This is a genomic window from Microbacterium sp. KHB019, from assembly GCF_037285405.1.
Classification (GTDB): Bacteria; Actinomycetota; Actinomycetes; order Actinomycetales; family Microbacteriaceae; genus Microbacterium.
In genome coordinates this window covers 267,797-289,802 of record NZ_JBBDHF010000001.1, presented here as the reverse complement: position 1 = coordinate 289,802, position 22,006 = coordinate 267,797, and the positions used below count along the sequence as shown (strand labels likewise).

The following is a 22,006-nucleotide window of genomic DNA, read 5'->3' as shown; positions in this document are numbered from 1 at the left end:
CTGGACACCATGACGACGTACGTTCCCCCTCGTCCTTGGATCTCCAGCTACGCCGACGGGGTTCCAGAAGATCTCGCCGCTGTCACCGGGTCGCTCATCGACATCGTCGAGGCGTCGGCGCGTGACTATCCGGATGCTCCTGCGCTGGAGTTCTTCGGCCGCGAGACGACGTACGCGCACTTGCAGGACGCGATCGACCGGGCCGCCGCCGGCCTTCACGCCCTCGGCGTCCGATCCGGCGACCCTGTGGCCATCGTTCTGCCGAACTGCCCGCAGCACATCGTCGCCTTCTATGCGGTCCTGCGACTGGGCGCGGTCGTCGTCGAGCACAACCCGCTGTACACGCCGAGGGAGCTGCGCAAGCAGTTCGAGGATCACGGCGCCAAGCACGCCATCGTCTGGAACAAGGTCGTCGGCACCGTCCAGGACTTCCCCCGCGATCTCGCGGTGAACGCTCTCGTCTCCGTCGACGTCACGCGAGCGATGCCGTTCCTGACCCGCGTCGCACTCACGCTTCCGGTCGCGAAGGCGCGCGAGTCGCGTGCGGCCCTCAGCGAGAAGGTGCGCGGAACCGTTCCGTGGGAGAAGGTGGTGGCATCCGACCCGCTGCCCGCATCGCATCCGAAGCCGGCGACCGACGATCTCGCCATCATCCAGTACACCTCCGGTACGACGGGCACTCCGAAGGGCGCCGCGCTCACGCATCGCAATCTCCTCGCGAACGCCGCGCAGGCGAGGGCATGGGTGCCGTCGATCCAGCGCGGCCACGGGTGCGTCGTCTACGCGGTGCTGCCGATGTTCCACGCCTACGGACTGACCCTGTGCCTCACCTTCGCGATGTCGATGGGTGCACGGCTCGTGCTGTTCCCGAAGTTCGACCCCGACCTCGTGCTCGACGTCGTCAAGAAGCATCCGCCGACGTTCCTGCCGCTCGTCCCGCCGATCGCCGACCGGCTGCTCGCTGCCGCGAAGGCGAAGGGCGTCTCGCTCGCCGGCACCGACGTCGCGATCTCGGGCGCGATGGCGCTTCCGCACGATCTCGTCGTGCCGTTCGAGGCCGCCAGCGGCGGCTACCTCGTCGAGGGCTACGGACTGAGCGAATGCTCCCCCGTCCTCATGGCGAACCCGGTGGCCGACAACCGCGTCGCGGGCACGGTCGGTCTACCGCTGCCCGGCACGGAATGCCGCGTGGTCGACCCCGACGAGCCGACCAAGGACGTTGAGTCCGGCTCCCCCGGCGAACTGGTCGTGCGGGGCCCGCAGGTCTTCTCGGGCTACTACGGCAAGCCGGAGGCGACGGAGGAGGCGTTCGTCGACGGCTGGTACCGCACGGGCGACATCGTCACGATCGACGACACCGGGTTCGTGCGGATCGTCGACCGGATCAAGGAGCTGATCATCACCGGCGGCTTCAACGTCTCCCCGACCGAGGTCGAGAACGTGCTGCGTCAGCATCCGGCGATCGACGACGTCGCCGTCGTCGGCATGCCGAGCGATCACTCGGGCGAAGAGGTCGTCGCCGCGATCGTGCTGGCAGCCGATGCCGAGCTGGACGAGGAGGCGATCCGTGCTTTCGCCCGCGGCATCCTGACCCCCTACAAGGTCCCCCGACGGTTGTTCGTCGTCGATGAGCTGCCGAAGTCTCTCATCGGCAAAGTGCTGCGCCGCCAGGTCAAGGAGCGGATTCTCGCCCTGACCGGCTCCGAGTGAGGATGCGACTTCACAGACAACGAGACCACCGGGGCGCTACCTTTAGGTAGTGACCCCTGAAGACGCATCGCTGACCGCGCCCACCGAAGAACCACCCACCGCTCCCGGTTTCGAGGAGCTCGGCATCACCGGGCCCGTCCTGAAGGCGATCCGCGACCTCGGGTACGAGACCCCCTCCCCTATCCAGGCGGCGACGATTCCGCTCCTGCTTCAGGGGCGCGACGTGCTCGGCACCGCGCAGACGGGAACGGGCAAGACCGCTGCCTTCGCGCTGCCGGTGCTCGAGAACCTCGACGTCACGCAGAAGACGCCGCAGGCGCTCGTGCTCGCGCCGACCCGCGAGCTCGCGCTCCAGGTGTGCGAGGCCTTCGAGTCCTATGCCGCGAAGATGAAGGGCGTGCACGTGCTGCCCGTCTACGGCGGGCAGGGCTACGGGCAGCAGCTGTCCGCTCTGCGGCGCGGCGTGCACATCATCGTCGGCACGCCGGGTCGCATCATGGACCACCAGGCCAAGGGCACTCTCGACCTGTCGGAGCTGAAGTACCTCGTCCTCGATGAGGCCGACGAGATGCTGAAGATGGGCTTCGCCGAGGATGTCGAGCAGATCCTCGCCCAGACACCGGCCGAGAAGCAGGTCGCCCTGTTCTCGGCGACGATGCCGCCGGCGATCCGCCGCCTCGCGCAGCAGTACCTGAACACGCCTGAAGAAGTCGCGATCACCGCGAAGACCACGACGAACCAGAACATCACGCAGCGGTACCTCGTCGTCTCGTACCAGCAGAAGGTCGACGCTCTGACCCGGATCCTCGAGGTCGAGAACTTCGACGGCATGATCGTGTTCGTCCGCACCAAGAACGAGACCGAGACTCTCGCAGAGAAGCTGCGCGCCCGCGGGTACTCGGCTGCGGCGATCAACGGCGATGTTCCGCAGGTGCAGCGCGAGCGCAGCGTCAACCAGCTGAAGGACGGCAAGCTCGACATCCTCGTCGCGACCGACGTCGCCGCCCGGGGCCTGGATGTGGAGCGCATCAGCCACGTCGTCAACTTCGATATCCCCACCGACACCGAGTCCTACGTGCACCGCATCGGCCGCACCGGTCGCGCCGGCCGCACCGGCGACGCGATCAGCTTCATCACTCCGCGTGAGCGCTATCTGCTCAAGCACATCGAGAAGGCGACCCGTCAGCAGCCGACGCAGATGCAGCTGCCGACGATGGAGGACGTGAACACCACGCGCCTCGCCCGCTTCGACGACGCCATCACCACGGCGCTCGGCGAGCAGGATCGCATCGAGAAGTTCCGTGACATCATCGCCCACTACGTCCGCAACCACGACGTGCCGGAGGCCGATGTCGCAGCCGCGCTGGCAGTGGTCGCGCAGGGCGAGACCCCGCTCCTGCTCGACCCCGCCAACGATGCCCTGACCGCCGCCGTCGAGCGCGACAACCGTCCCCCTCGCGAGGGGCGGGATCGGGATCGGCCGGCACGAGACCCCCGTGAGCGTCGGAGCCGCGGCGACTACGCGCCGTACCGCATCGAGGTCGGCCGTCGTCACCGGGTCGAGCCGCGTCAGATCGTCGGCGCCCTGGCGAACGAGGGCGGGCTGGGCCGCGACGACTTCGGCGCGATCAAGATCAACCCCGACTTCTCGATCGTCGAGCTGCCGGCGAACATGGACTCGTCCGTGCTCGAGAAGCTGCGCGACACGCGCATCTCGGGGCGTGCGATCGAGATCAAGGCCGACCGCGGCCCCCGCGGCGGTGGCGCACGAGTCCCGCGCGACGGCGGCTACGAGCGACGCGACCGTCCGTCACGCGACGACAAGCCGTTCCGCAAGCCCCGTCACAAGGGCTGAACGCGCCGCGAGACGAGGTTTGCCGCACGAGACAAGCGTTCTGAACGCCCGTCTCGTGCCGTAAACCTCGTCTCGTGCTTTCGCCGCTGGCATGCTGGGACGCATGAGGTCAGTGCGGGTCGTCGTGCGCGGACGCGTGCAGGGCGTCGGGTTCCGGTGGTTCGTGAGGGATGCTGCGACCGCTCACGCCGTGACCGGGTGGGTGCGCAATCTGCGTGACGGCGCCGTCGAGGCTGAGCTGCACGGGCCGGATGCCGCTGTCCAGGACGTCCTCGAGGCGATCGCTCACGGCCCGGCGGGATCGCACGTCGACGAGGTCGCACTGTCGGGCACGGCATCCGGTTCTGCCACACGTTCGAGATCCACGCGACTGCCTGACCCCTCCCCGCGAGAATCGCCCCGCGAGAGTTGCATTGTCCACTGAGAATGCTGCTGCCGACGTCATTGTCAGCGTGCAACGGAATTCTCGCAGTCGAGGTCAGGAGTCGAGCGCGTCGGGACCCTGCGTGACGAGGATGTGGAACTGCGCGGCGTCCAGAATGCGAATGCCCAGCTCCTCGGCCTTGCCGAGCTTGGAGCCCGCCCCTGGCCCCGCAGCGACGAAATCCGTCTTCTTCGAGACGCTCGAGGCAGCTTTGCCGCCGGCCTGGATGATCGCCTCCTGCGCGCCGTCGCGGGTGTAACCGTCCAGGGATCCTGTCGCGACGACGGTGAGTCCTTCGAGCACGCCGCCCTCGGCGACGGCGGCGCCGGCCCCTGGGTGCCCGGGCGTCGCCCACTGTACCCCGGCAGCTGCCCACTGCTCGACGATGTCGACGTGCCAATCGACCTCGAACCAGTCCAGCAACGAGTCGGCGATTATGCCGCCGACGCCCTCGACGGCGGCGAGCTCCTCCCGCGACGCCGCACGGATCGCCTCCAGTGACCCGAACCACTGCGCGAGTGCCCGCGCGGCCACCGGCCCGACGTGCCGGATGTTCAAGGACACCAGGAGACGCCACAGCTCCTTGGTCTTCGCCTTCTCGAGCTCGGCGAGCAGCTTGGTCGCCTGCGACGAGGGCTGCGGCCCGTCGACGCCCTGCTTCTTCTCGGCCGCGGTGGAATTGCGGCGGAACGGCGCACGCGTCTTGACGATGCCGTCGTCGTCCTCCTTCGGCAGCCCAGTCTCGGCATCCCGCACGACGACCTCGATCGGCACGAGCTCATCGAGCGTCAGCGTGAACAGTCCCGCCTCGGTATCCAGCGGCGGTTCCGCCGGCGAACTCGGCTGTGTCAGTGCCGCCGCCGTCACCTCGCCGAGCGCCTCGACGTCGAGCGCCCCGCGCGAACCGATGTGCTCGACGCGGCCGCGCACCTGCGCAGGACACGAGCGCGCATTCGGGCACCGCAGATCGATGTCGCCCTCCTTCATGGGGCGCAGCGGCGTGCCGCACTCCGGGCAGTTCTCGGGCATGACGAACTCGCGCTCGGTGCCGTCACGGCGCTCGACCACCGGGCCCAGCACCTCGGGGATGACATCGCCGGCCTTGCGCAGCACGACGGTGTCGCCGATCAGCACGCCCTTGGCCTTGACGACGTCCTTGTTGTGCAGGGTCGCCTGACGCACGACGGATCCCGCCACATGGGCGGGCGCCATGACAGCAAAGGGTGTGGCACGACCGGTTCGCCCGACCGAGACGACGATGTCGAGCAGTGTGGTCTGCACCTCCTCGGGCGGGTACTTGTACGCGATCGCCCATCGCGGCGCGCGGCTGGTCATGCCCAGCTCGTCGTGCAGCGCCAGCTCATCCACCTTGACGACGATGCCGTCGAGCTCGTGCTCGATGTCGTGCCGGTGCTCGCCGTAGTGCGCCACGAACTCCGTGACCTCGTCGATCGAGCCGCACACCTTCGAGTGCGGGCTCGTCGGCATGCCCCACGAGGCCAGGAGCTCGTACACCTCGCTCTGCGCCGCCACGGGAGGGTTCGGCCAGGCGCCGATGCCGTGCACGTACAGGTCGAGCGACGCGATGCGCAGCAGGCCCGCCTCGAGCTCGAGCCCGTCCTTCTTGTCGATCTGCTGACGCAGGCCGCCGCTGGCCGCGTTGCGCGGGTTCGCGAACGCCGGGAATCGGCGGGCCGCCGCACTGCGCGCCTTGTCCTCGTCGAACGGCCGTTTGGCGCCCGAGCGGGCCTCCCAGCGTCCCAGGGCATCCGCGTAGGCGCGGTCGCGGAAGTCGGCCTGAGCCGCGTTCAGACGCTTGAACGCGGCGACGGGGATGAACACCTCTCCGCGCACCTCGACGATCTCCGGATGCCCCTCGCCGCTGAGCCGCTCGGGGATCATCGGCAGCCGCAGGGCATTCTCGGTGACGATCTCGCCGACCCGCCCGTCGCCGCGCGTGGCGGCCGAGGTGAGGATGCCGTTCTCATAGCGCAGGTTGATGGCGAGGCCGTCGATCTTCAGCTCCGTGAGCCAGGCGACCTCGCGGCCGGCCGACGTCTGCGTCTTGGCCGCCCACTCGCGCAGTTCGTCGATCGAGAAGACGTTGTCGAGGCTCAGCATCCGCTCGGCGTGCTCGATCGTCGCAAGACCCGTGGCCTGCGCAGCCCCGACCATCTGCGTCGGCGAGTCCTGCCCCGCCAGCTCGGGGTGCAGGCGCTCGAGCTCTTCGAGCCGGTGCATCCACCCGTCGTAGGTCGCATCGTCGACGAGCGAGGTGTCGCGCCCGTAGTACGCGTCCTTCGCTTCGAGGATGCGGGTCGTCAGCTCTTCGGCCTCGATGCGGGCGTCTTCCAGCGAGATGTTCTCCGGCACCCGAACAGTCTACGAGTGGGGATGGACATCCCAGTCGGGGATCAGGCCGGTACCGGCACCGCTGACACCGTCTTGTCGATCGTGAACTGGCCGAGCACCCGGGTGCCGACATAGAGAACGGCGGTCTGTCCAGGGGCGACGCCGTCCAGCGGCACGTCGGGGACGACCGTCACTCCGTCGGACGAGACCGTGGCATGCGCCGGCACAGGCTCCGAATGCGCGCGGATCTGCACCTCGCAGTCGAATGAGTCAGAGGTCGGCGCAGCTCCGGCCCACGAGTGCCGCTCCCCCGAGATCTCGCCGATCGCGAGTGCCTCCTTGGGGCCGACGACGACCGTGTTGGACACAGGACGCACCTCGAGCACGAACCGAGGTTTGCCGTCGGGCGCCGGCACGCCGAGCTTGAGTCCGCGGCGCTGTCCGACGGTGAACGCATGCGCGCCGTCGTGCGAGCCGACGACGTCGCCGTTCCGATCGAGGATCTCGCCCTGCTCGGCACCGACCTTCTCGGCCAGCCACCCGCGGGTGTCGCCGTCGGGGATGAAGCAGATGTCGTGGCTGTCGGGCTTCTGCGCGACGCTGAGGCCGCGCTCGGCCGCCTCAGCACGCACGAGCGCCTTCGACGGCGTCTCGCCCAGCGGGAAGTACGTGTGCGCGAGCTGCTCGGCAGTCAGGACGCCGAGCACGTAGGACTGGTCCTTGGCGTTGTCCGAAGCGCGATGAAGCTCGAGACCGCCCTCACCGTCCACGAGCGTCGCGTAGTGGCCGGTGCAGACGGCGTCGAAACCGAGCTCGATCGCGCGCTCCAGGAGGGCGGCGAACTTGATCTTCTCGTTGCAGCGCATGCACGGGTTCGGGGTGCGACCGGCCTGGTACTCGGCGATGAAATCGTCGATCACGTCGTCGCGGAACCGCTCGGAGAAGTCCCAGACGTAGAACGGGATTCCGAGCATGTCAGAGGCACGCCGGGCGTCCATGGCGTCCTCGATCGTGCAGCACCCGCGGCTGCCCGTGCGCAGCGTTCCGCCGGCCCGGGAGAGGGCGAGGTGGACGCCGGTGACGTCGTGGCCCGCCTCCACGGCACGTGCAGCCGCGACGGCGGAATCCACGCCACCGCTCATGGCCGCAAGAATCCGCATGGGTCCAGTCTACGATCCGCACGCTTCGACAGGCTCAGCGAGCGTTCAGCTGCCCGGATGCACGCGCATACGCGTCGGCGATCGCCGACAGCACGGCATCCACGTCGGCGTCGGCGGAGGTGCGGCCGAGCGTGAATCGTAGGACGCTGCGCGCATCGCGCTCGCTGCCGCCCATCGCCAGGACGACGTGCGAGGGCTCGGCGACGCCCGCCTGACAGGCCGACCCGGTGGATGCCGCGACCCCTGCGACATCGAGCAGGAAGAGCAGGCTCTCGCCGACGGCGCCGGGGAAGAGGAAGTGCGCGTTGCCCGGCAGCCGCTCGATCGGATCGCCGAGCAGGCGCGCCTCAGGTACGGCCGATCGGATGCCGTCGATCAGACGGTCACGGAGTCCGCGCAGTCGCACGCCCTCACCCTCGCGCTCGCGCTCGGCCGCGACGAGAGCCGCAGCGAAGGCGGCAGCTCCCGGTACGTCCTGTGTCCCGGCGCGAAGCCCCCGCTGCTGGGCTCCCCCGCGCAGGAGCGGAGCGATCTTCGCGGTGCGGTCGACCACGAGCGCGCCGATCCCGACAGGGGCGCCGATCTTATGACCCGCGACGCTCAGCGCGACGAGGCCTGTTCCGGCCGCGGCATCCCCCCGCAGGCTGCGGAATGACAGGGGCAGATGCCCGAGCGCTGCGACGGCGTCCAGGTGCAGCGGCACGCGGGCGTCCGCGGCTGCTGCCGCCAGCGCCGCGGCGTCGTTCACGGTGCCGACCTCGTTGTTCGCGACCAGCGCGGTGGCGACGGCCCCCCCTGGCAGCTGCGCGGCGAACGCGCCCGGTTCGATGCGTCCGAGCTCGGTCAGCGGTACCTGCCGAACGGTGGCGCCGGCCGCTGCGAGCGCCGCGACGGTGTCCATGGTGGCGTGGTGTTCGCCGTCCGGGAGCACGATCGTGTCGGACCCCGTGGCGCCGGCATCAGGGGAACGCGATTCCCAGAGGCCGTGAAGCGCCGTGTTGATCGACTCCGTCCCGCCGGAAGTCAGCACGACCTCGATCGGATCGCATCCGAGCGTCCCTGCGATGCGCTCCCGTGAGTCCTCGAGCAGGCGACGAGCATCCTGACCCGCGCCGTGCGTCGAGGAGGCGTTGCCGATGACGTCGGATGCCGCGAGCCATGCTTCGCGCGCCTCCGAGCGCAGCGGGGTCGTCGCCGCATGGTCGAGATAGAAGCGCATCCCTCAACTCTCCCCCATTTCTGCTGTGTCGGCACCTGGAACCGAGTGTCCTTTCGAGTGAGACGCCAGCGCATCCCGCATACTCTTGACTCATGCCCGACTTCACAGCTCCCGGTGGTGCTGCCCTCGACAACCTCGGCGTGCGTCTGCACGACGGCACGGCGACGTTGCGCGTCTGGTCTCAGAACGCCTCGTCGATCGAGCTCGTCGTCTTCGACGAGACCGATCTCGACTGGGTCACCGACGAGGTGGAGCTGGAGAGGCAGTCCGACGATGTCTGGCAGGTGACGACCGCGCTGCTGCAGCCCGGCACCCGGTACGCCCTGCGCGTCGGGGGTCCGCACGCCCCAGGAAACACGTTCAACCCCGAGACCCTGCTGCTCGACCCGTACGCACGCGGCCTGGCGCAGGGCACCGGCTACGAGGACTGGCGCTCCGTGGTCATCGAGGACGGGTTCGACTGGGGCGGTGTCGAGAAGCCGGGCGTCTCCCTCGACAGCACCGTGATCTACGAGGCTCATCTCAAGGGCATCAGCAAGCGGCATCCCGACGTGCCGCCGGCGCTGCACGGCACCTACGCCGGTCTCGCGCACCCGGCGATGATCGAGCACTTCCACTCGCTCGGCATCACTGCGATCGAACTGCTGCCCGTGCATGCGTTCGTGCCGGAGCCGCGTCTCCTCGAACGAGGTCTCACCAACTACTGGGGTTACAACACCCTCAATTTCTTCACTCCGCACACCGCGTATGCGACCGAGGACGCCCGGAAGCAGGGGCCGGAGGCCGTGCTCGCCGAGTTCAAGGGAATGGTGAAGCTGCTGCACGAGGCAGGTCTCGAGGTCATCCTCGACGTGGTCTACAACCACACCTCGGAGGAGGGCATCGGAGGCCCCCGCTCGAGTCTGCGCGGAATCGACAACGCGAACTACTACCGTCAGCAGCCCGACGGCGCCTATATCGACACCACAGGAGTCGGGAACACCTTGAACACGGCGGTGGATGCCGGCGCCCGGCTGGTGCTGGACTCGTTGCGCTACTGGGCGCATGAGATGCAGATCGACGGGTTCCGCTTCGACCTCGCCGCAGCTCTCGGCAGGGATGCCGCGCACGAGTACTCGCGCGAGCATCCGCTGCTCATCGCGATCCGCGACGATCCGGCTCTGCAGGACGTCAAGCTCATCGCCGAACCGTGGGACGTCGGCCTCGGCGGCTGGCAGACCGGCAACTTCGCGCCGGGCTGGCACGAGTGGAACGACCGCTACCGCGACCGTGTGCGCAACTTCTGGCTGAGCGACATCGACTACGCCCGCCGCGCCTCCGCCCCGGTCGGCATCGGCGGGTTCGCCACCCGTCTCGCCGGATCCTCGAACACGTTCAGCAAGGAGCGCGGGCCGCTCGCCGGGATCAACTTCATCACCGCGCACGACGGGTTCACGCTGCACGATCTCGTCACTTACGATGTGAAGCACAACGAGGCCAACGGCGAGGACAACCGCGACGGTGCCGACACGAACCGCGCGTTCAACCACGGCGTAGAGGGTCCGACCTCCGATGCGGCGATCAACGCCGCACGCCGCAAGGCCATGCGCAACCTGCTCGGCACGCTGCTACTGTCCGCCGGCATCCCGATGATCACCGCCGGCGACGAGACGGGTCGCACCCAGCGGGGCAACAACAACGCCTACGCGCAGGACTCCATGCTGACCTGGCTCAGCTGGGAGCACGAGCCGTGGCAGATGGATCTGCGCGCTCACGTCACCGCCCTCACGAAGCTGCGACGTGAGAACGCCGCCCTGCGGCCGAGTCGCTACGCGCGGCGCGATGTGCACACGCCGAACGCTTCCGTCATGGACTGGTACAACCAGAACGGCGAGATGATGGAGGAGGCGCAGTGGACCGATCCGGGCAGCCGCACGCTGCAGTACGTCGCCGAATCCACGCCCGTCGATGAACCGATCAACCGGATCCTGCTGATCGTGCACGGCACCGAGTCACCCACCGAGGTGACGCTGCCCGCAACGATCGACGGCGCGACGAAGTTCGTCTCACTGTGGTCCAGCGCCGACGAGCAGCCGAACGATGACGCCCGGGAGTTCGCGCCGGGAGACGTGATCCCGACGCCAGGAACGTCGATGCGCCTGTTCCGCGTCGAGTAGCGACGGCACACCCCGCAGGCGGGTTCACCGCAACTGCCCGGCAGGGTACATTCAGGGTGTGGCAGCACGTTCCGGCAATCGTCCCGCGGCGCTTCGAAGCTCCGCCGAGATCCCCCTGCGGGCGCGCGCGACCACGCCGCCCCCCGAGACCCGAACCGGACGCATCCCGCTGACGGATCCACGGCCGTCGGCACCAGGCGGCTTCGCAGCCAAGGCCTTCGCCGGCGAGGTCGTTCCGTTCAGCGTCGTGGCCTTCCGCGAGGGGCACGATCGCATCGGCGTCCACGTCCGCCTGACAGCGCCGGACGGTGCGGAATCGCTGCACCGCCTCGTCGCTCTCGGCGATGGCAGCGACCGCTGGTCGGCGGACGTCGCCCTCGATGCGCAGGGCCTCTGGCGCTACCGCTTCGAGGCGTTCGCCGACGACTACGCCACCTGGGCGCACGCCGCGTCCGTCAAGATCGCGGCCGGAGTGGACGTTCCCGTGATGGCGGCACTCGGTCGCGACCTGCTCGCGGCGGCCGCGGCCGACAAGAACCGCCCGGCGACCGAGCGTTCATCTCTGGCGCGATCCGCCGCCGTCCTGGAAGATGCGGATGCCGTCACCGCCCTGGGCGTCGCGATGGATGCCGATCTCGCTGCCGTGTTCCGCGCTCGCCCCGCAGCGTCTCTATCGGCGCACACACCCGAACTGACGCTTGTCGTGGAGCGGGCGGCGGCTGGGGTCGGGGCCTGGTACGAGTTCTTCCCCCGTTCCGAAGGTGCCAAGCGCGCCAAGGACGGCACGATCAAGAGCGGCACGTTCCGCAGCGCAGCCAAGCAGCTCACCCGCGTCGCCGGCATGGGTTTCGACGTGCTCTACCTGCCTCCCATCCATCCGATCGGCCGCACTCATCGCAAGGGTCCGAACAACACCCTGAACGCGAGTCCGGTCGACCCAGGTTCGCCGTGGGCGATCGGTGCGGTCGAGGGCGGTCACGACGCCGTGCACCCCGATCTCGGCACGCTCGCGGATTTCCGCTTCTTCGTCCGCGAGGCGCGCAAGGCGGGAATCGAAGTCGCTCTGGACCTCGCACTGCAGGCCTCCCCCGACCACCCGTGGGTCTCGTCGCGCCCCGATTGGTTCACCGCCCTCCCCGACGGCACGATCGCGTATGCGGAGAACCCGCCCAAGAAGTACCAGGACATCTATCCGCTGAACTTCGACCGCGACCCCGAGGGCCTGCGCGAGGAGGTGCTGCGGGTGGTCAGGCACTGGATCGCACAGGGCGTCAAGATCTTCCGCGTGGACAACCCCCACACCAAGCCGTTGCAGTTCTGGGAGTGGCTGATCGCGCAGGTCATGTCGACGGACCCCGACGTGGTGTTCCTCGCAGAGGCCTTCACCCGCCCGGCTCCGCTGCGCAGTCTTGCGGCCGCTGGGTTCCAGCAGAGCTACACGTATTTCACCTGGCGCAACACCAAGCGCGAGTTGGAGGAGTTCCTCACCGGGCTTGCGACCGAGACCGCCGACTATCTGCGTCCCAACCTCTTCGTGAACACGCCCGACATCCTCACCGAGTATCTGCAGTTCGGCGGCCGCGCCGCATACAAGGTGCGAGCGGCGATCGCCGCGACGGCGGCACCGACGTACGGTGTGTACGCCGGGTACGAGCTCTTCGAGAACGTCGCACGACCGGGCTCGGAGGAGAACATCGACAACGAGAAGTACGAGTACAAGCTGCGCGACTTCGTCGGCGCGGAGGCGTCAGGCGACTCCCTCGCCCCGTACCTGCGCCGTCTGAACGAGATCCGCCGAGCGCATCCTGCGCTGCGGCAGCTGCGGAACCTCGCGGTGCACTGGAGCGACGATGACAGCATCCTCGTGTATTCGAAGCATCTCGACGGCACGTTCACGGCCACGGGCGACGCGGACACCGTCCTCGTCGTCGCGAACGTCGACCCGCACTCGGTGCGCGAGACGACCGTGCATCTCAACACGCGCGTCTGGGGCGTCGACCCCGGCGAGACCTTCGAGGTCGAGGATCTCATCACCGGAGAGACCTGGACGTGGTCCGATCACGACTACGTCCGGCTCGATGCGTTCGCCGAGCCGGTGCACATCCTCCACGTGAAGGCGCGCTCATGAGCAGCACGGACCGGATCACCAGCGCCGAATGGGGCGCTGTCGCCGCAGGTTCCCATCACGCGCCGCATGACATCCTCGGGGCTCATGCGGAGACCGACGCGGCAGGTCGCACCTCGACGACCATCAGGGCTCGGCGGCCCTTCGCGGACACCGTCGTCGCGATACTGAAGAACGGCACGCGCGTTCAACTCGATCATGCCTCTGACGGCATATGGCAGGGCACGCATCTGGGCGCACCGGTCCCCTACCGCCTGGCGGCCGTCTACGACGGCGGGCAGGAGCAGACCTCGGGCGACCCGTACCGGCACGTCCCGTCCATCGGCGAGCTCGATCTTCATCTCATCGCCGAGGGCCGGCACGAGCGGCTCTGGGAAGTCCTCGGCGCCAACGCGCACCTGATGGACGGCGACATCGGGATCGCGTTCGCCGTCTGGGCTCCCAACGCGAAGGCTGTTCGGGTCGTCGGCGAGCACAACGGCTGGGACGGCGCAGGCCACAGCATGCGCTCGATGGGCTCCAGCGGGGTGTGGGAGCTGTTCATCCCAGGCGTGTCGCCGGGGACGGCCTACAAGTACGAGATCCTCACCCCCGATGGATCGTGGGTGCTCAAGGCCGACCCGATGGCGCAGCGCACGCAGGTACCGCCGGAGACGGCATCCATCGTCCCCTTCTCGGCTTACAGCTGGAAGGACGGGGCGTGGATGACGCGCCGCGCGGCGACCCACGCCGTCGCGCAGCCCATGAGCATCTACGAGGTGCACCTGGGCTCATGGCGCGGCGGGCTGGGATACCGGGAGATCGCCGATCCGCTCATCGCGCACGTCACGGAGACCGGCTTCACGCACGTCGAGTTCATGCCGCTCGCCGAGCATCCGTTCGGCGGCTCGTGGGGCTACCAGGTCACCGGCTACTATGCGCCGACCGCCCGATTCGGCGGTCCTGACGACCTGCGCTACCTGATCGATCGCCTGCACCAGGCGGGCATCGGCGTGATCCTGGACTGGGTGCCCGGCCACTTCCCGAAGGACGAGTTCGCTCTGGCCCGCTTCGACGGCCGGCCGCTGTACGAGCATCCGGACCCTCGACGCGGTGAGCATCAGGACTGGGGCACCCTGATCTTCGACTACGGGCGCCCCGAGGTGCGCGGTTTCCTCGTCGCCAACGCGCTGTACTGGTTCGAGGAGTTCCACATCGACGGCCTGCGCGTGGATGCCGTCGCCTCGATGCTCTACCTCGATTACTCCCGCCGGGAGGGCGAGTGGGAGCCGAACGTGCACGGCGGGCGGGAGAACCTCGAGGCGATCCGTTTCCTGCAGGAGGTCAACGCCACCGCCTACCGGAACCAGCCCGGCATCATCATGATCGCCGAGGAGTCGACGAGCTTCCCCGGCGTCACCGCGCGCACCGACCAGGCAGGGCTCGGCTTCGGGTTCAAGTGGAACATGGGCTGGATGAACGATTCCCTGCAGTACATCGCAAGGGACCCGATGTACCGCGCGCACCACGAGGGCGAGATGACCTTCTCCTTCGTGTACGCGTTCGGGGAGAACTATCTGCTGCCCATCAGCCACGACGAGGTGGTGCACGGCAAGGGAAGTCTGCTCTCGAAGATGCCGGGCGACCACGCCCACAAGCTCGCGAACGCTCGCGCGTATCTCGCGTACATGTGGGGGCACCCGGGCAAGAACCTGCTGTTCATGGGCCAGGAGTTCGGTCAGCTGGCGGAATGGTCCGAGAGTCGCCCGCTGGACTGGTGGCTGCTGGAGCAGCCCTCGCATGCGCAGCTGCAGCGCTTCGTCGGTGCGATGAACGGCGTCTACCGCGGCACCGCACCGCTGTGGGAGCGGGACAACGACAGCACACGCTTCCGGAGGCTCGGCGCACCGGTCTGGGATCCGAACGTGATCGCCTTCGAGCGTCGGGACCTCCATGGCGGCCGCGTGGTCGTCATCAGCAACTTCGCCGGGGTGGAGCGCGCGAACCTCGATCTGGACCTGCCCGTCGCCGGAGTCTGGGAGGAGATCCTGAACACGGATGCCGTCGAGTACGGCGGAGGAGGCATCGGCAACTTCGGGCGGGTCGCGGCGCACACGTCCGGTGATCACGGCACGCCACGGGCCAGGGTCACTCTGCCACCCCTGTCGACGCTGTGGCTGCGCTATCGGCCGGAGCGCGCCTCGTCGTAGCGAAGGCTCTTCAGAACAGCAGCGACGACAGCCTGTTGCGGGCAGCGGCGACCCGCGGGTCATCCGCGCCGATCAGACCGAACAGTTCGACGAGACGCTCACGCACTGGCACCCGCTCCTCGGATGGCAGCACGGCGAACAGATCGAGCAGGCGTCCGAACGCGTCGTCGACGTGTCCGCCGGAGATGTCGAGGTCGGCGACGGCGAACTGCGCCTGGATGTCCCGCGGATCCGCTGCCGCTGCGGCGCGGGCTTCCTGCAGGTCGAGACCCTGCACGCGGTCGAGCAGGCGCACCTGTCCGAGCCCGGCACGGGCGTCCTCGTCGCGCGGGTTCTCTGCGAGCGCCTTCTCGTAGGCGGAGATCGCCGCTGCGAAATCGCCCTGCTCGATCGCGGCGAACGCCTCGGCGTGCAACGGCGGAAGCGGCGGCTCCTGCGGCTCCTCGTCAGCGTCAGCGGCCGGTTGCTGATCGCCGCCGACGCTGCCGGTGACACCGTTCTGAGCGGCCACCTGCAGAAGCTGGTCGAACACCTGACGCACCTGCTCCTCCGGCACGGCACCGGTGAACATCGGCACCGGCTGCCCGGCGATGAGCGCCACGACCATCGGGATCGACTGCGCGCGGAAGCTCTGTGCCAGCTGCGGGTTCGCGTCGACGTCGACCTTGGCCAGCACGATGCGCCCGCCCAGCTCGGTGACGACCTTCTCGAGGATCGGGCTGAGCTGCTTGCACGGCCCGCACCACTCGGCCCACAGGTCGACGACGACCGGAACCGTCCGCGACAGCTCGAGGATCGGACCGAAGGTCGCATCCGTCACGTCGACGACGAACCCACCCTGCACCGGGTCCCGGACATCGGCCGGTGCCGATTCGGGGTTCGCAGGAGTCGCGGGGCGATTGCGCAGAGACGAGAGGTCAACGGCGCCGCGCAGAGCAGAAGCAGAGATATCGCTCACTTGATCACTTCCACGTCGAGGGTGTCCTGGTGCACGGCGAGCAGGCGCACCTGCTCGGTCGAGCCCTGGCTGGGTACGGAGAAGAACAGCTGCAGGCTGTACGTCGTATTGACACCCTTGGAGGCCTCCTTGGCGCCGGTGAGAACCCGAGCCTCCGGATTGTCGTCGAACTTGATGACCGCGTCGCTCGAGGTCGGCGTGATCTTCTCGCTGTCGATCAGCGAGACGGCGACGATCGCACCGCTGTCGAGCGTGGCCAGCGCGACGGGCGGCTGCTCGCTCGGCGCGATGTCGAAAGCCGTCTTGGACGTCTTCGCCGCACCGTTGTCGGCGAGCCCCTTCGTCACGGCGGCGCGGCTCGCCTTGATCGCGTCCGCCAGGGAGATGGCGACCTCGTCGAAGGATCCGTAGTACTCGCTCTCCTCGCCGGCATCCACCACATCGGCGAAGGCCGCGGCGAGCTCGTCGGGCGCGAGTGTCAGGAACGCCGCGGCGTTCTCGGTGATCAGGCTCGTTCCGAGCCATGCCGGCGCGAGCTGCGGAACCTCGGTCGACGCCTGCATCTCTGCGATGTTCGTCACCTTGTAGTTCGACCACGGGTCGGCCTGCGTCATGGTGAGGATCGACGGCGGAAGCGTGTCGTCGCTCTTGCTCTTGCTGAGCACGAGCACGGTGCGCGGCCAGGTGTCGGTCGCCTGGGGCAGAAGCACCTCGATCGCCTCAGTCGGAATGACGGTCGGAAGAGGACGGTCGGTGATGCCCTTGCGGAGCGTGTAGTCGGTCTGGCGTGCTTCGAGGGCAAGGCCCTCCAGCCGCGTGCCGGCGAGGTCGATGTCGAGGTCGGCGTCCGCCTGCTCGAGCGTCGACGAGATGTTCTGCAGAATGCGGGATGCCTGTGACTCCGTGACCGCCGGGGGCTTCTGGTTCTCGGGAGTGATGACGGTCTGCGTCGGGGTGGGCGTCGGCGTCGCGGCGTCGAACTGCGGCCAGGAATCGCTCGAGCATCCGACGAACATCACTCCGGCGAGTCCCAGTGCCGGCAGCGCCAGCAGACGGCGACGGTTTCTGAGAACCCGGCGCTCGGACTTGGCGGGCTTGTCCTCCGTATCGCCCTCCGCTCCTGCTCCGGCGCCGCCGGAGCGAGCCGGCTCCTCCAGCGCTTCGCGCACCGGTGCCGGCGCAACGGAGAGATCGATCGGCTCCGTGGCCGGCAGCGGGCCCGGCCCCTTGCGGCGAGGGCCGCGTCCCCGACGCTGGTGGCGGATGGCGAGCACGTAGAGGACGAGGCCGACGAGCAGGACGATGCCTCCGGCGGTGATCAGCGGACCCACCAGCGGCGTCGAGCGATCGAGCGGCCAGGCCACGACGATGTCGGCGGGCGCGGGCGCCGTTCCGTCCTTCGCGATGAGAACGCTCATGCCCTCGGGGAGCTGCATGTCGGTGATCAGCTGATCCTGCTCGCTGAAGGAGTCCAGCCAGAGGTCGGATCCTGCGGGGTTGCGGCCCTCTGGCGCGTCCTCACCCTGCTCCGGCGCGATCGAAGCCTCGACGACCGTGCTCTTCGGATCGCCGTCGGCATCAAGGCCGATCGAGGTGTAGGTCGCGTCCGCGAGCCACGCCTCGAGATCGGCTGTGCGTCCGTAGGCGGCGAAGATGTCGCCGTCACCGCGGACGAGCAGCGTCTGCTGCCCCGGGTTCTCGCGCAGCACGGCACCGTCGACGAGCACGAACGGCGTGGAATCCTCGACGCTCAGCTCGGCCTGCTGGGCGGAGGGGCCCATGAAAATGGTTCGCTGAGCGATGCCTGCTCCGATGAGGAGCGTGGCCAGGACGAAGGCCACGACGGCCCAGACGAAACGCACGAAAAAGTCTCCTTACGCAACCCGGACGCCGCGTCCGAGTCATCGCTCGACGTTTCAGACTATCGAAACAGGCTGAGTGTTGACTACGAGGGGGTAAGAGCCGCTTGAGCCGTCGGCACGTCGCCGTATCCGCACCGGTCTCGACGACTAGCCTGATACCAGTCTTCCCGAGGAGAGCGAATGAAACTCCACAACCCGTTCCGCACGGCGCTCGTGGCGACGCTGGGCGTCGGCCTCGGCATCCTGCTGCTCGGCAGCATCCAATCGCTGTCCACCGTGCTGCTGTACGTCGGCACCGCGCTGTTCATCAGCCTGGGTCTGGATCCCGTCATTTCGTTCCTCGAGCGACGCAAGCTCCCCCGCTGGCTGGCGGTGCTCATCACACTGATCCTCGTCCTGGGCGTCTTCGCCGGGATCGTCCTCATCGTGCTGCCGGTCATCGTGTCGCAGGTGACTCAGCTGATCGAGCAGGTGACCCGGCTCGTGAGCGGGCCGACCTTCCTGTCCGATGCCGAGGAGTGGATCACCGGGCTCTTCCCCAACCTCGACATCGAACGCGTTCTGACCGAGACGCAGGAGTGGCTGATCGCGAACGTGGGCGACATCACAGGCAGCGTGATCAACGCTGGCGTCTCGGTGCTCGGGGGCCTGTTCGGCGCTTTCATCGTGCTGATCCTCACGATCTACCTGACCGCCTCGACACCGTCGCTCAAGCGCGCCGTGTACCAGCTGGTGCCCGCCTCGAAGCGCCCGCGTTTCGTCGACCTGTCGGAGCAGATCACCGACTCGGTCGGCTACTACGTCATGGGCCAGGTCACGCTCGGCGTGATCAACGGCATCCTGAGCGCGATCTATCTGAGCATCATTCAGGCGCCGTTCCCCGCGGTGCTCGCGGTGATCGCCTTCTTCTTCTCGCTGATCCCCCTGGTCGGCACGCTCACCGGCTCGACCATCATCGTGCTCGTCTGCCTCATCCCCGGCCTCGGGTCGCCCGGGATCGCGCTGGCCGCCGCCATCTACTATCTGATCTACATGCAGATCGAGGCGTACGTGATCTCACCGCGCATCATGAGCCGTGCGGTCGCCGTACCCGGTGCCGTCGTCGTCGTGGCAGCACTCGCTGGCGGTTCACTGCTGGGCCTGCTCGGAGCGCTCATCGCGATCCCTGTCGCCGCGAGCATCCTGATCATCTACCGCCAGGTGCTCATACCCCGGATGAACGAGCGTTGATGCGCGCCGGGTCAGGGTCGCGCAGCGGACTTGACCCGGCTGCTCACGTCACCTTCCAGCAGTGCGCGTGCCAGTGCCGCCTGGCCGCGAGGTCCGCCGCGTCGCCCAGCACTCCATCAGCCCGCCAGACCACCTGGTGCGCAGTCCCAGGCGGGATCACGCGATGGCAGCCGGGGCACACGTACTCCTTGACCGCCTGCTGGGCCGATACCGGCTGCACGGTCCATTCACGGCCCTGGCGCGTCTCGGTGCGCTTCCACCCGGCCAGCAGGCGCTGGAACGAGTCGTCAGCGTTCGGACGCTCCTGACGCCTGCGATTCGAGCGAGGCATGTCTGCGCATTACCACCAGTGGTTCGCGGTCCAGAAGGCGTAGGCGTTCGCCCAGCTGCCGTAGCGGCCCGTCGCGTATCCGTTGCCCCAGCGCAAATTGTCCACGGGGTCGTACCCGTTGCCCGGCACCTTGCTGCACGGCAGAGCCTGCACCAACCCGCACGCACCGGACGAGGCGTTGGTGGCGTTGGGGTTCCAGCCGCTCTCCTTGGAGACGATGTAGTCGACGTAGCCCCAGTCACTGGAGGCGATGCCGGCCGCGGCCATCCATTCGGCAGGCGCGCCTCCGCCGGTGTAGAAGACGGGGCCCGGTGCCGACGAGCCCTGGGACTGCTGCGCCGAGGCGACCTTCGGCTGAGGCTTCGGCGTGGGCTTGGGGGTGACGTAGACGTCGAAGCTGCCGCGGTCCACCGGTGCGATCGTCGCGCCGGAGACGCTGACGGTGAGGTTCTGCGTGTCCTGCACCGCGAGCGAGAACGGCGTCTCGGTGTCTAGTGCCGGCTGCTCAGCAAGAGCCATGCCGGTCGGCGCGACCACGGCAGCGGCCAGCGCGACGACGCCGAACGCGGCGAAGGCGCCGGTGACACCGCGCCTGCGGGTCCAGGGTCGCTTGGCGGAAGTCGGGAGCTTCGGGGCTGCCGACGCGACCTGCGCGGAGGCACCGCTGACGGGATCGATCTCAGTACCGGGAGTCACAATAGGGTTCATTCTAGCCAGCGTCACCTGAGTTCACCATGAGAGTGCTCAGCGGACGGCCAACATGACGTCGACGGTGGCGTCCAGCAGAGCATCCACCTGCTCTTCGTGGTACCCGTGGCGCTGCATCCTGAAGGCCGCCGATCGGAGCTGCTCGACGGTGAGCTCGTCACCGTCTCTGAGGAACCGGACGATTCGCGCTGCGACGTGGTCGACCTCATCGACGCGGTAGCCGAACGCCAGGAAGCCGGTGCGCGCGAACTTCTGGCGACGAGTCCTGGCCAGGTGATCCAGGATCGTCTGCGCCTGGTCGCGCGCGTCCTGAACCCACTCCTCCGCGCGTCCGTCGCGGATCGCCTTGTCGCGGCGGCGGGCCGCGAACGCATCCTCGATGCGTCCGAGAGCGGCATCGACGTCGCCGATGACGTAGCCGCCCTTGACGAGGGGGAAGGATGCGACACGGATCTCCTCCGCCGTGAGCTCACCGGATTCGCTCTCGAAGCTCTCACGAGCAGCCGAGAGGAAGGTGTCGACAGCGGCCCGGTGATATCCGCGCTCGCGCCCCTTCACCACTCGGAACGACGGCTGCTGAGCACGCGCGCCGTCGTCCACAGCATCCAACGTCGTCATGCGAGCACCGCCCAGGGGGAGAGAAGGAAGTAGAGGGTCAAGGCGGGAACCGTCGACGGCAGGATGCTGTCCAGCCGATCGAGCAGGCCGCCGTGGCCGGGCAACCAGGAACTCATGTCCTTGATGCCGATGTCGCGCTTGATCATGGACTCGCCCAGGTCGCCCACCGTCGCGGAGATGAGGATCGCGATTCCGAAGATCAGACCGGCCCACCAGGGCAGGTCGAGCAGGAACAGGGCGAGCAGCACTCCGACCGCGGCCGCGGCGAGAACGGCGCCGCCGAAGCCCTCCCAGGTCTTCTTCGGGCTGATCCGCGGGGCCATCGGATGGCGGCCGATCGCGACGCCGGCCGCATACGCACCGGTGTCCGAGGCGACCGCGACCGCGATGAACGCGAGGACCCACCACTGGCCGCCTTCCTGACGCAGCAGCATCAGGGCCAGGCTCGTGAGGAACGGAACGTAGATCTGAACGAAGCCACCGACCACGGCGTCCGTCAGCACATCGCCGTACGTCCGACCGTCCTTGGTCATCATCTGGGCGACGAGACGCCAGACGACGACGAACGAGACGGCGAACAGCAGCGTGACCCAGCTCAGCCAGACCGGTGCGAAGAATCCGGCGAGGACGATCAGTACGCCCGCAGCGACCTGCGGGACGATGTCGATGCGCCGCCCTGCTGTCCGCAGCGCGCGCGCGAACTCGAAGATCCCGAGCACCGCGACAGCGAGCGCGATGAGGACGAAGAGCTCTTTGATGAACAGCAGCGAGCCCAGCAGCACGGCGCCGAACGCAAGGCCGACGAGGATGGCGAGGATGAGATCGCGCCCCGTCCGAGCCTTGATGCGCTCGTTGGCCTGGTCAAGGTGCTCCCTGGCCTGGTGCACGTGCGTCTCGAAGTCACCGCGTGCCTGGCGGAGCTGCTCCCGCATCGCCGCCGCCGGCTCTGCGGCGAAGTCCGCAGGCTTCGGCAGAGGCGGCCGAGGGGGGATCGCCGTCTCGTCGATCAACGGCGAGGTCGGCTCAGCGCTCGGCGTCGCCGCTTCGCGGGCCTCTCGCCGGGTGAGCGGCTGCCCCTCGGCGTCTCCGATCGGATCGCTCATGCCTGT

16 protein-coding genes are annotated in these 22,006 nt (G+C 68.4%); 7 read left to right on the top strand and 9 right to left on the bottom strand.

The window, feature by feature from the left end:
• Positions 1-9 precede the first annotated feature (9 nt).
• From KHB019_RS01430 to KHB019_RS01420, 3 genes are all read left to right on the top strand, one after another.
• Positions 10-1,710, top strand: a complete 1,701-nt coding sequence (locus KHB019_RS01430; RefSeq protein WP_337457946.1) for a long-chain-fatty-acid--CoA ligase — start codon at positions 10-12, stop codon at positions 1,708-1,710.
• A 49-nt stretch (positions 1,711-1,759) separates the two neighbouring features.
• On the top strand, positions 1,760-3,565 hold the full coding sequence (locus KHB019_RS01425; protein WP_230102831.1) for a DEAD/DEAH box helicase: 1,806 nt from the start codon (positions 1,760-1,762) through the stop codon (positions 3,563-3,565).
• 103 nt (positions 3,566-3,668) lie between these two features.
• Positions 3,669-3,989, top strand: coding sequence for an acylphosphatase (locus KHB019_RS01420; protein WP_337457945.1), 321 nt, complete (start codon positions 3,669-3,671; stop codon positions 3,987-3,989).
• A 54-nt stretch (positions 3,990-4,043) separates the two neighbouring features.
• On the opposite strand, the gene ligA is transcribed toward KHB019_RS01420, so the two are convergent.
• Genes ligA through KHB019_RS01405 form a run of 3 tightly spaced genes read right to left on the bottom strand, consistent with a single transcriptional unit; the run spans position 4,044 to position 8,720 of the window.
• The gene (gene ligA, locus KHB019_RS01415) at positions 4,044-6,362 is read right to left on the bottom strand and encodes an NAD-dependent DNA ligase LigA (RefSeq protein WP_325472113.1); all 2,319 of its coding nucleotides are present in this window, start codon (positions 6,360-6,362) and stop codon (positions 4,044-4,046) included.
• A gap of 41 nt (positions 6,363-6,403) precedes the next feature.
• Positions 6,404-7,501, bottom strand: a complete 1,098-nt coding sequence (mnmA, locus tag KHB019_RS01410) for a tRNA 2-thiouridine(34) synthase MnmA (RefSeq protein WP_230102834.1) — start codon at positions 7,499-7,501, stop codon at positions 6,404-6,406.
• A gap of 34 nt (positions 7,502-7,535) precedes the next feature.
• On the bottom strand, positions 7,536-8,720 hold the full coding sequence (locus KHB019_RS01405; protein ID WP_337457944.1) for a cysteine desulfurase family protein: 1,185 nt from the start codon (positions 8,718-8,720) through the stop codon (positions 7,536-7,538).
• A gap of 92 nt (positions 8,721-8,812) precedes the next feature.
• Between KHB019_RS01405 and glgX the strand changes: the two genes are divergently transcribed.
• Genes glgX through glgB form a run of 3 tightly spaced genes read left to right on the top strand, consistent with a single transcriptional unit; the run spans position 8,813 to position 15,190 of the window.
• Positions 8,813-10,876, top strand: a complete 2,064-nt coding sequence (gene glgX / locus KHB019_RS01400) for a glycogen debranching protein GlgX (protein WP_230102836.1) — start codon at positions 8,813-8,815, stop codon at positions 10,874-10,876.
• A gap of 58 nt (positions 10,877-10,934) precedes the next feature.
• Entirely contained in the window at positions 10,935-13,004 is a 2,070-nt protein-coding gene (locus KHB019_RS01395; protein ID WP_337457943.1) for an alpha-1,4-glucan--maltose-1-phosphate maltosyltransferase, read from the top strand.
• Positions 13,001-15,190, top strand: coding sequence for a 1,4-alpha-glucan branching protein GlgB (gene glgB / locus KHB019_RS01390; protein ID WP_337457942.1), 2,190 nt, complete (start codon positions 13,001-13,003; stop codon positions 15,188-15,190). Before KHB019_RS01395 ends, glgB begins: the two co-directional genes overlap by 4 nt.
• Before the next feature lie 10 nt (positions 15,191-15,200).
• On the opposite strand, the gene KHB019_RS01385 is transcribed toward glgB, so the two are convergent.
• Both KHB019_RS01385 and KHB019_RS01380 read right to left on the bottom strand, forming a co-directional pair.
• Positions 15,201-16,148, bottom strand: a complete 948-nt coding sequence (locus KHB019_RS01385) for a tetratricopeptide repeat protein (RefSeq protein WP_337457941.1) — start codon at positions 16,146-16,148, stop codon at positions 15,201-15,203.
• Positions 16,145-18,010, bottom strand: coding sequence for a glycosyl transferase (locus KHB019_RS01380; protein ID WP_337457940.1), 1,866 nt, complete (start codon positions 18,008-18,010; stop codon positions 16,145-16,147). The genes KHB019_RS01385 and KHB019_RS01380 overlap by 4 nt, the downstream gene beginning before the upstream one ends.
• A 180-nt stretch (positions 18,011-18,190) precedes the next feature.
• On the opposite strand from KHB019_RS01380, the gene KHB019_RS01375 reads away from it, so the two are divergent.
• Positions 18,191-19,240, top strand: coding sequence for an AI-2E family transporter (locus tag KHB019_RS01375; protein ID WP_230102841.1), 1,050 nt, complete (start codon positions 18,191-18,193; stop codon positions 19,238-19,240).
• A gap of 43 nt (positions 19,241-19,283) precedes the next feature.
• Here the strand turns inward: KHB019_RS01375 and KHB019_RS01370 are convergent, their stop codons facing one another.
• The 4 genes from KHB019_RS01370 to KHB019_RS01355 are packed head-to-tail and all read right to left on the bottom strand — an operon-like array spanning position 19,284 to position 22,000.
• Positions 19,284-19,571 carry a hypothetical protein gene (locus KHB019_RS01370; RefSeq protein ID WP_325472118.1) on the bottom strand — a complete coding sequence of 96 codons (288 nt, stop codon included), beginning with the start codon at positions 19,569-19,571 and terminating at the stop codon, positions 19,284-19,286.
• A gap of 9 nt (positions 19,572-19,580) precedes the next feature.
• Entirely contained in the window at positions 19,581-20,267 is a 687-nt protein-coding gene (locus KHB019_RS01365) for a transglycosylase SLT domain-containing protein (RefSeq protein WP_230102843.1), read from the bottom strand.
• Positions 20,268-20,315: 48 nt separating this feature from the next.
• Positions 20,316-20,897, bottom strand: coding sequence for a DivIVA domain-containing protein (locus KHB019_RS01360; protein ID WP_337457939.1), 582 nt, complete (start codon positions 20,895-20,897; stop codon positions 20,316-20,318).
• Positions 20,894-22,000, bottom strand: a complete 1,107-nt coding sequence (locus KHB019_RS01355; protein ID WP_337457938.1) for a phosphatidate cytidylyltransferase — start codon at positions 21,998-22,000, stop codon at positions 20,894-20,896. The genes KHB019_RS01360 and KHB019_RS01355 overlap by 4 nt, the downstream gene beginning before the upstream one ends.
• Positions 22,001-22,006 lie beyond the last annotated feature (6 nt).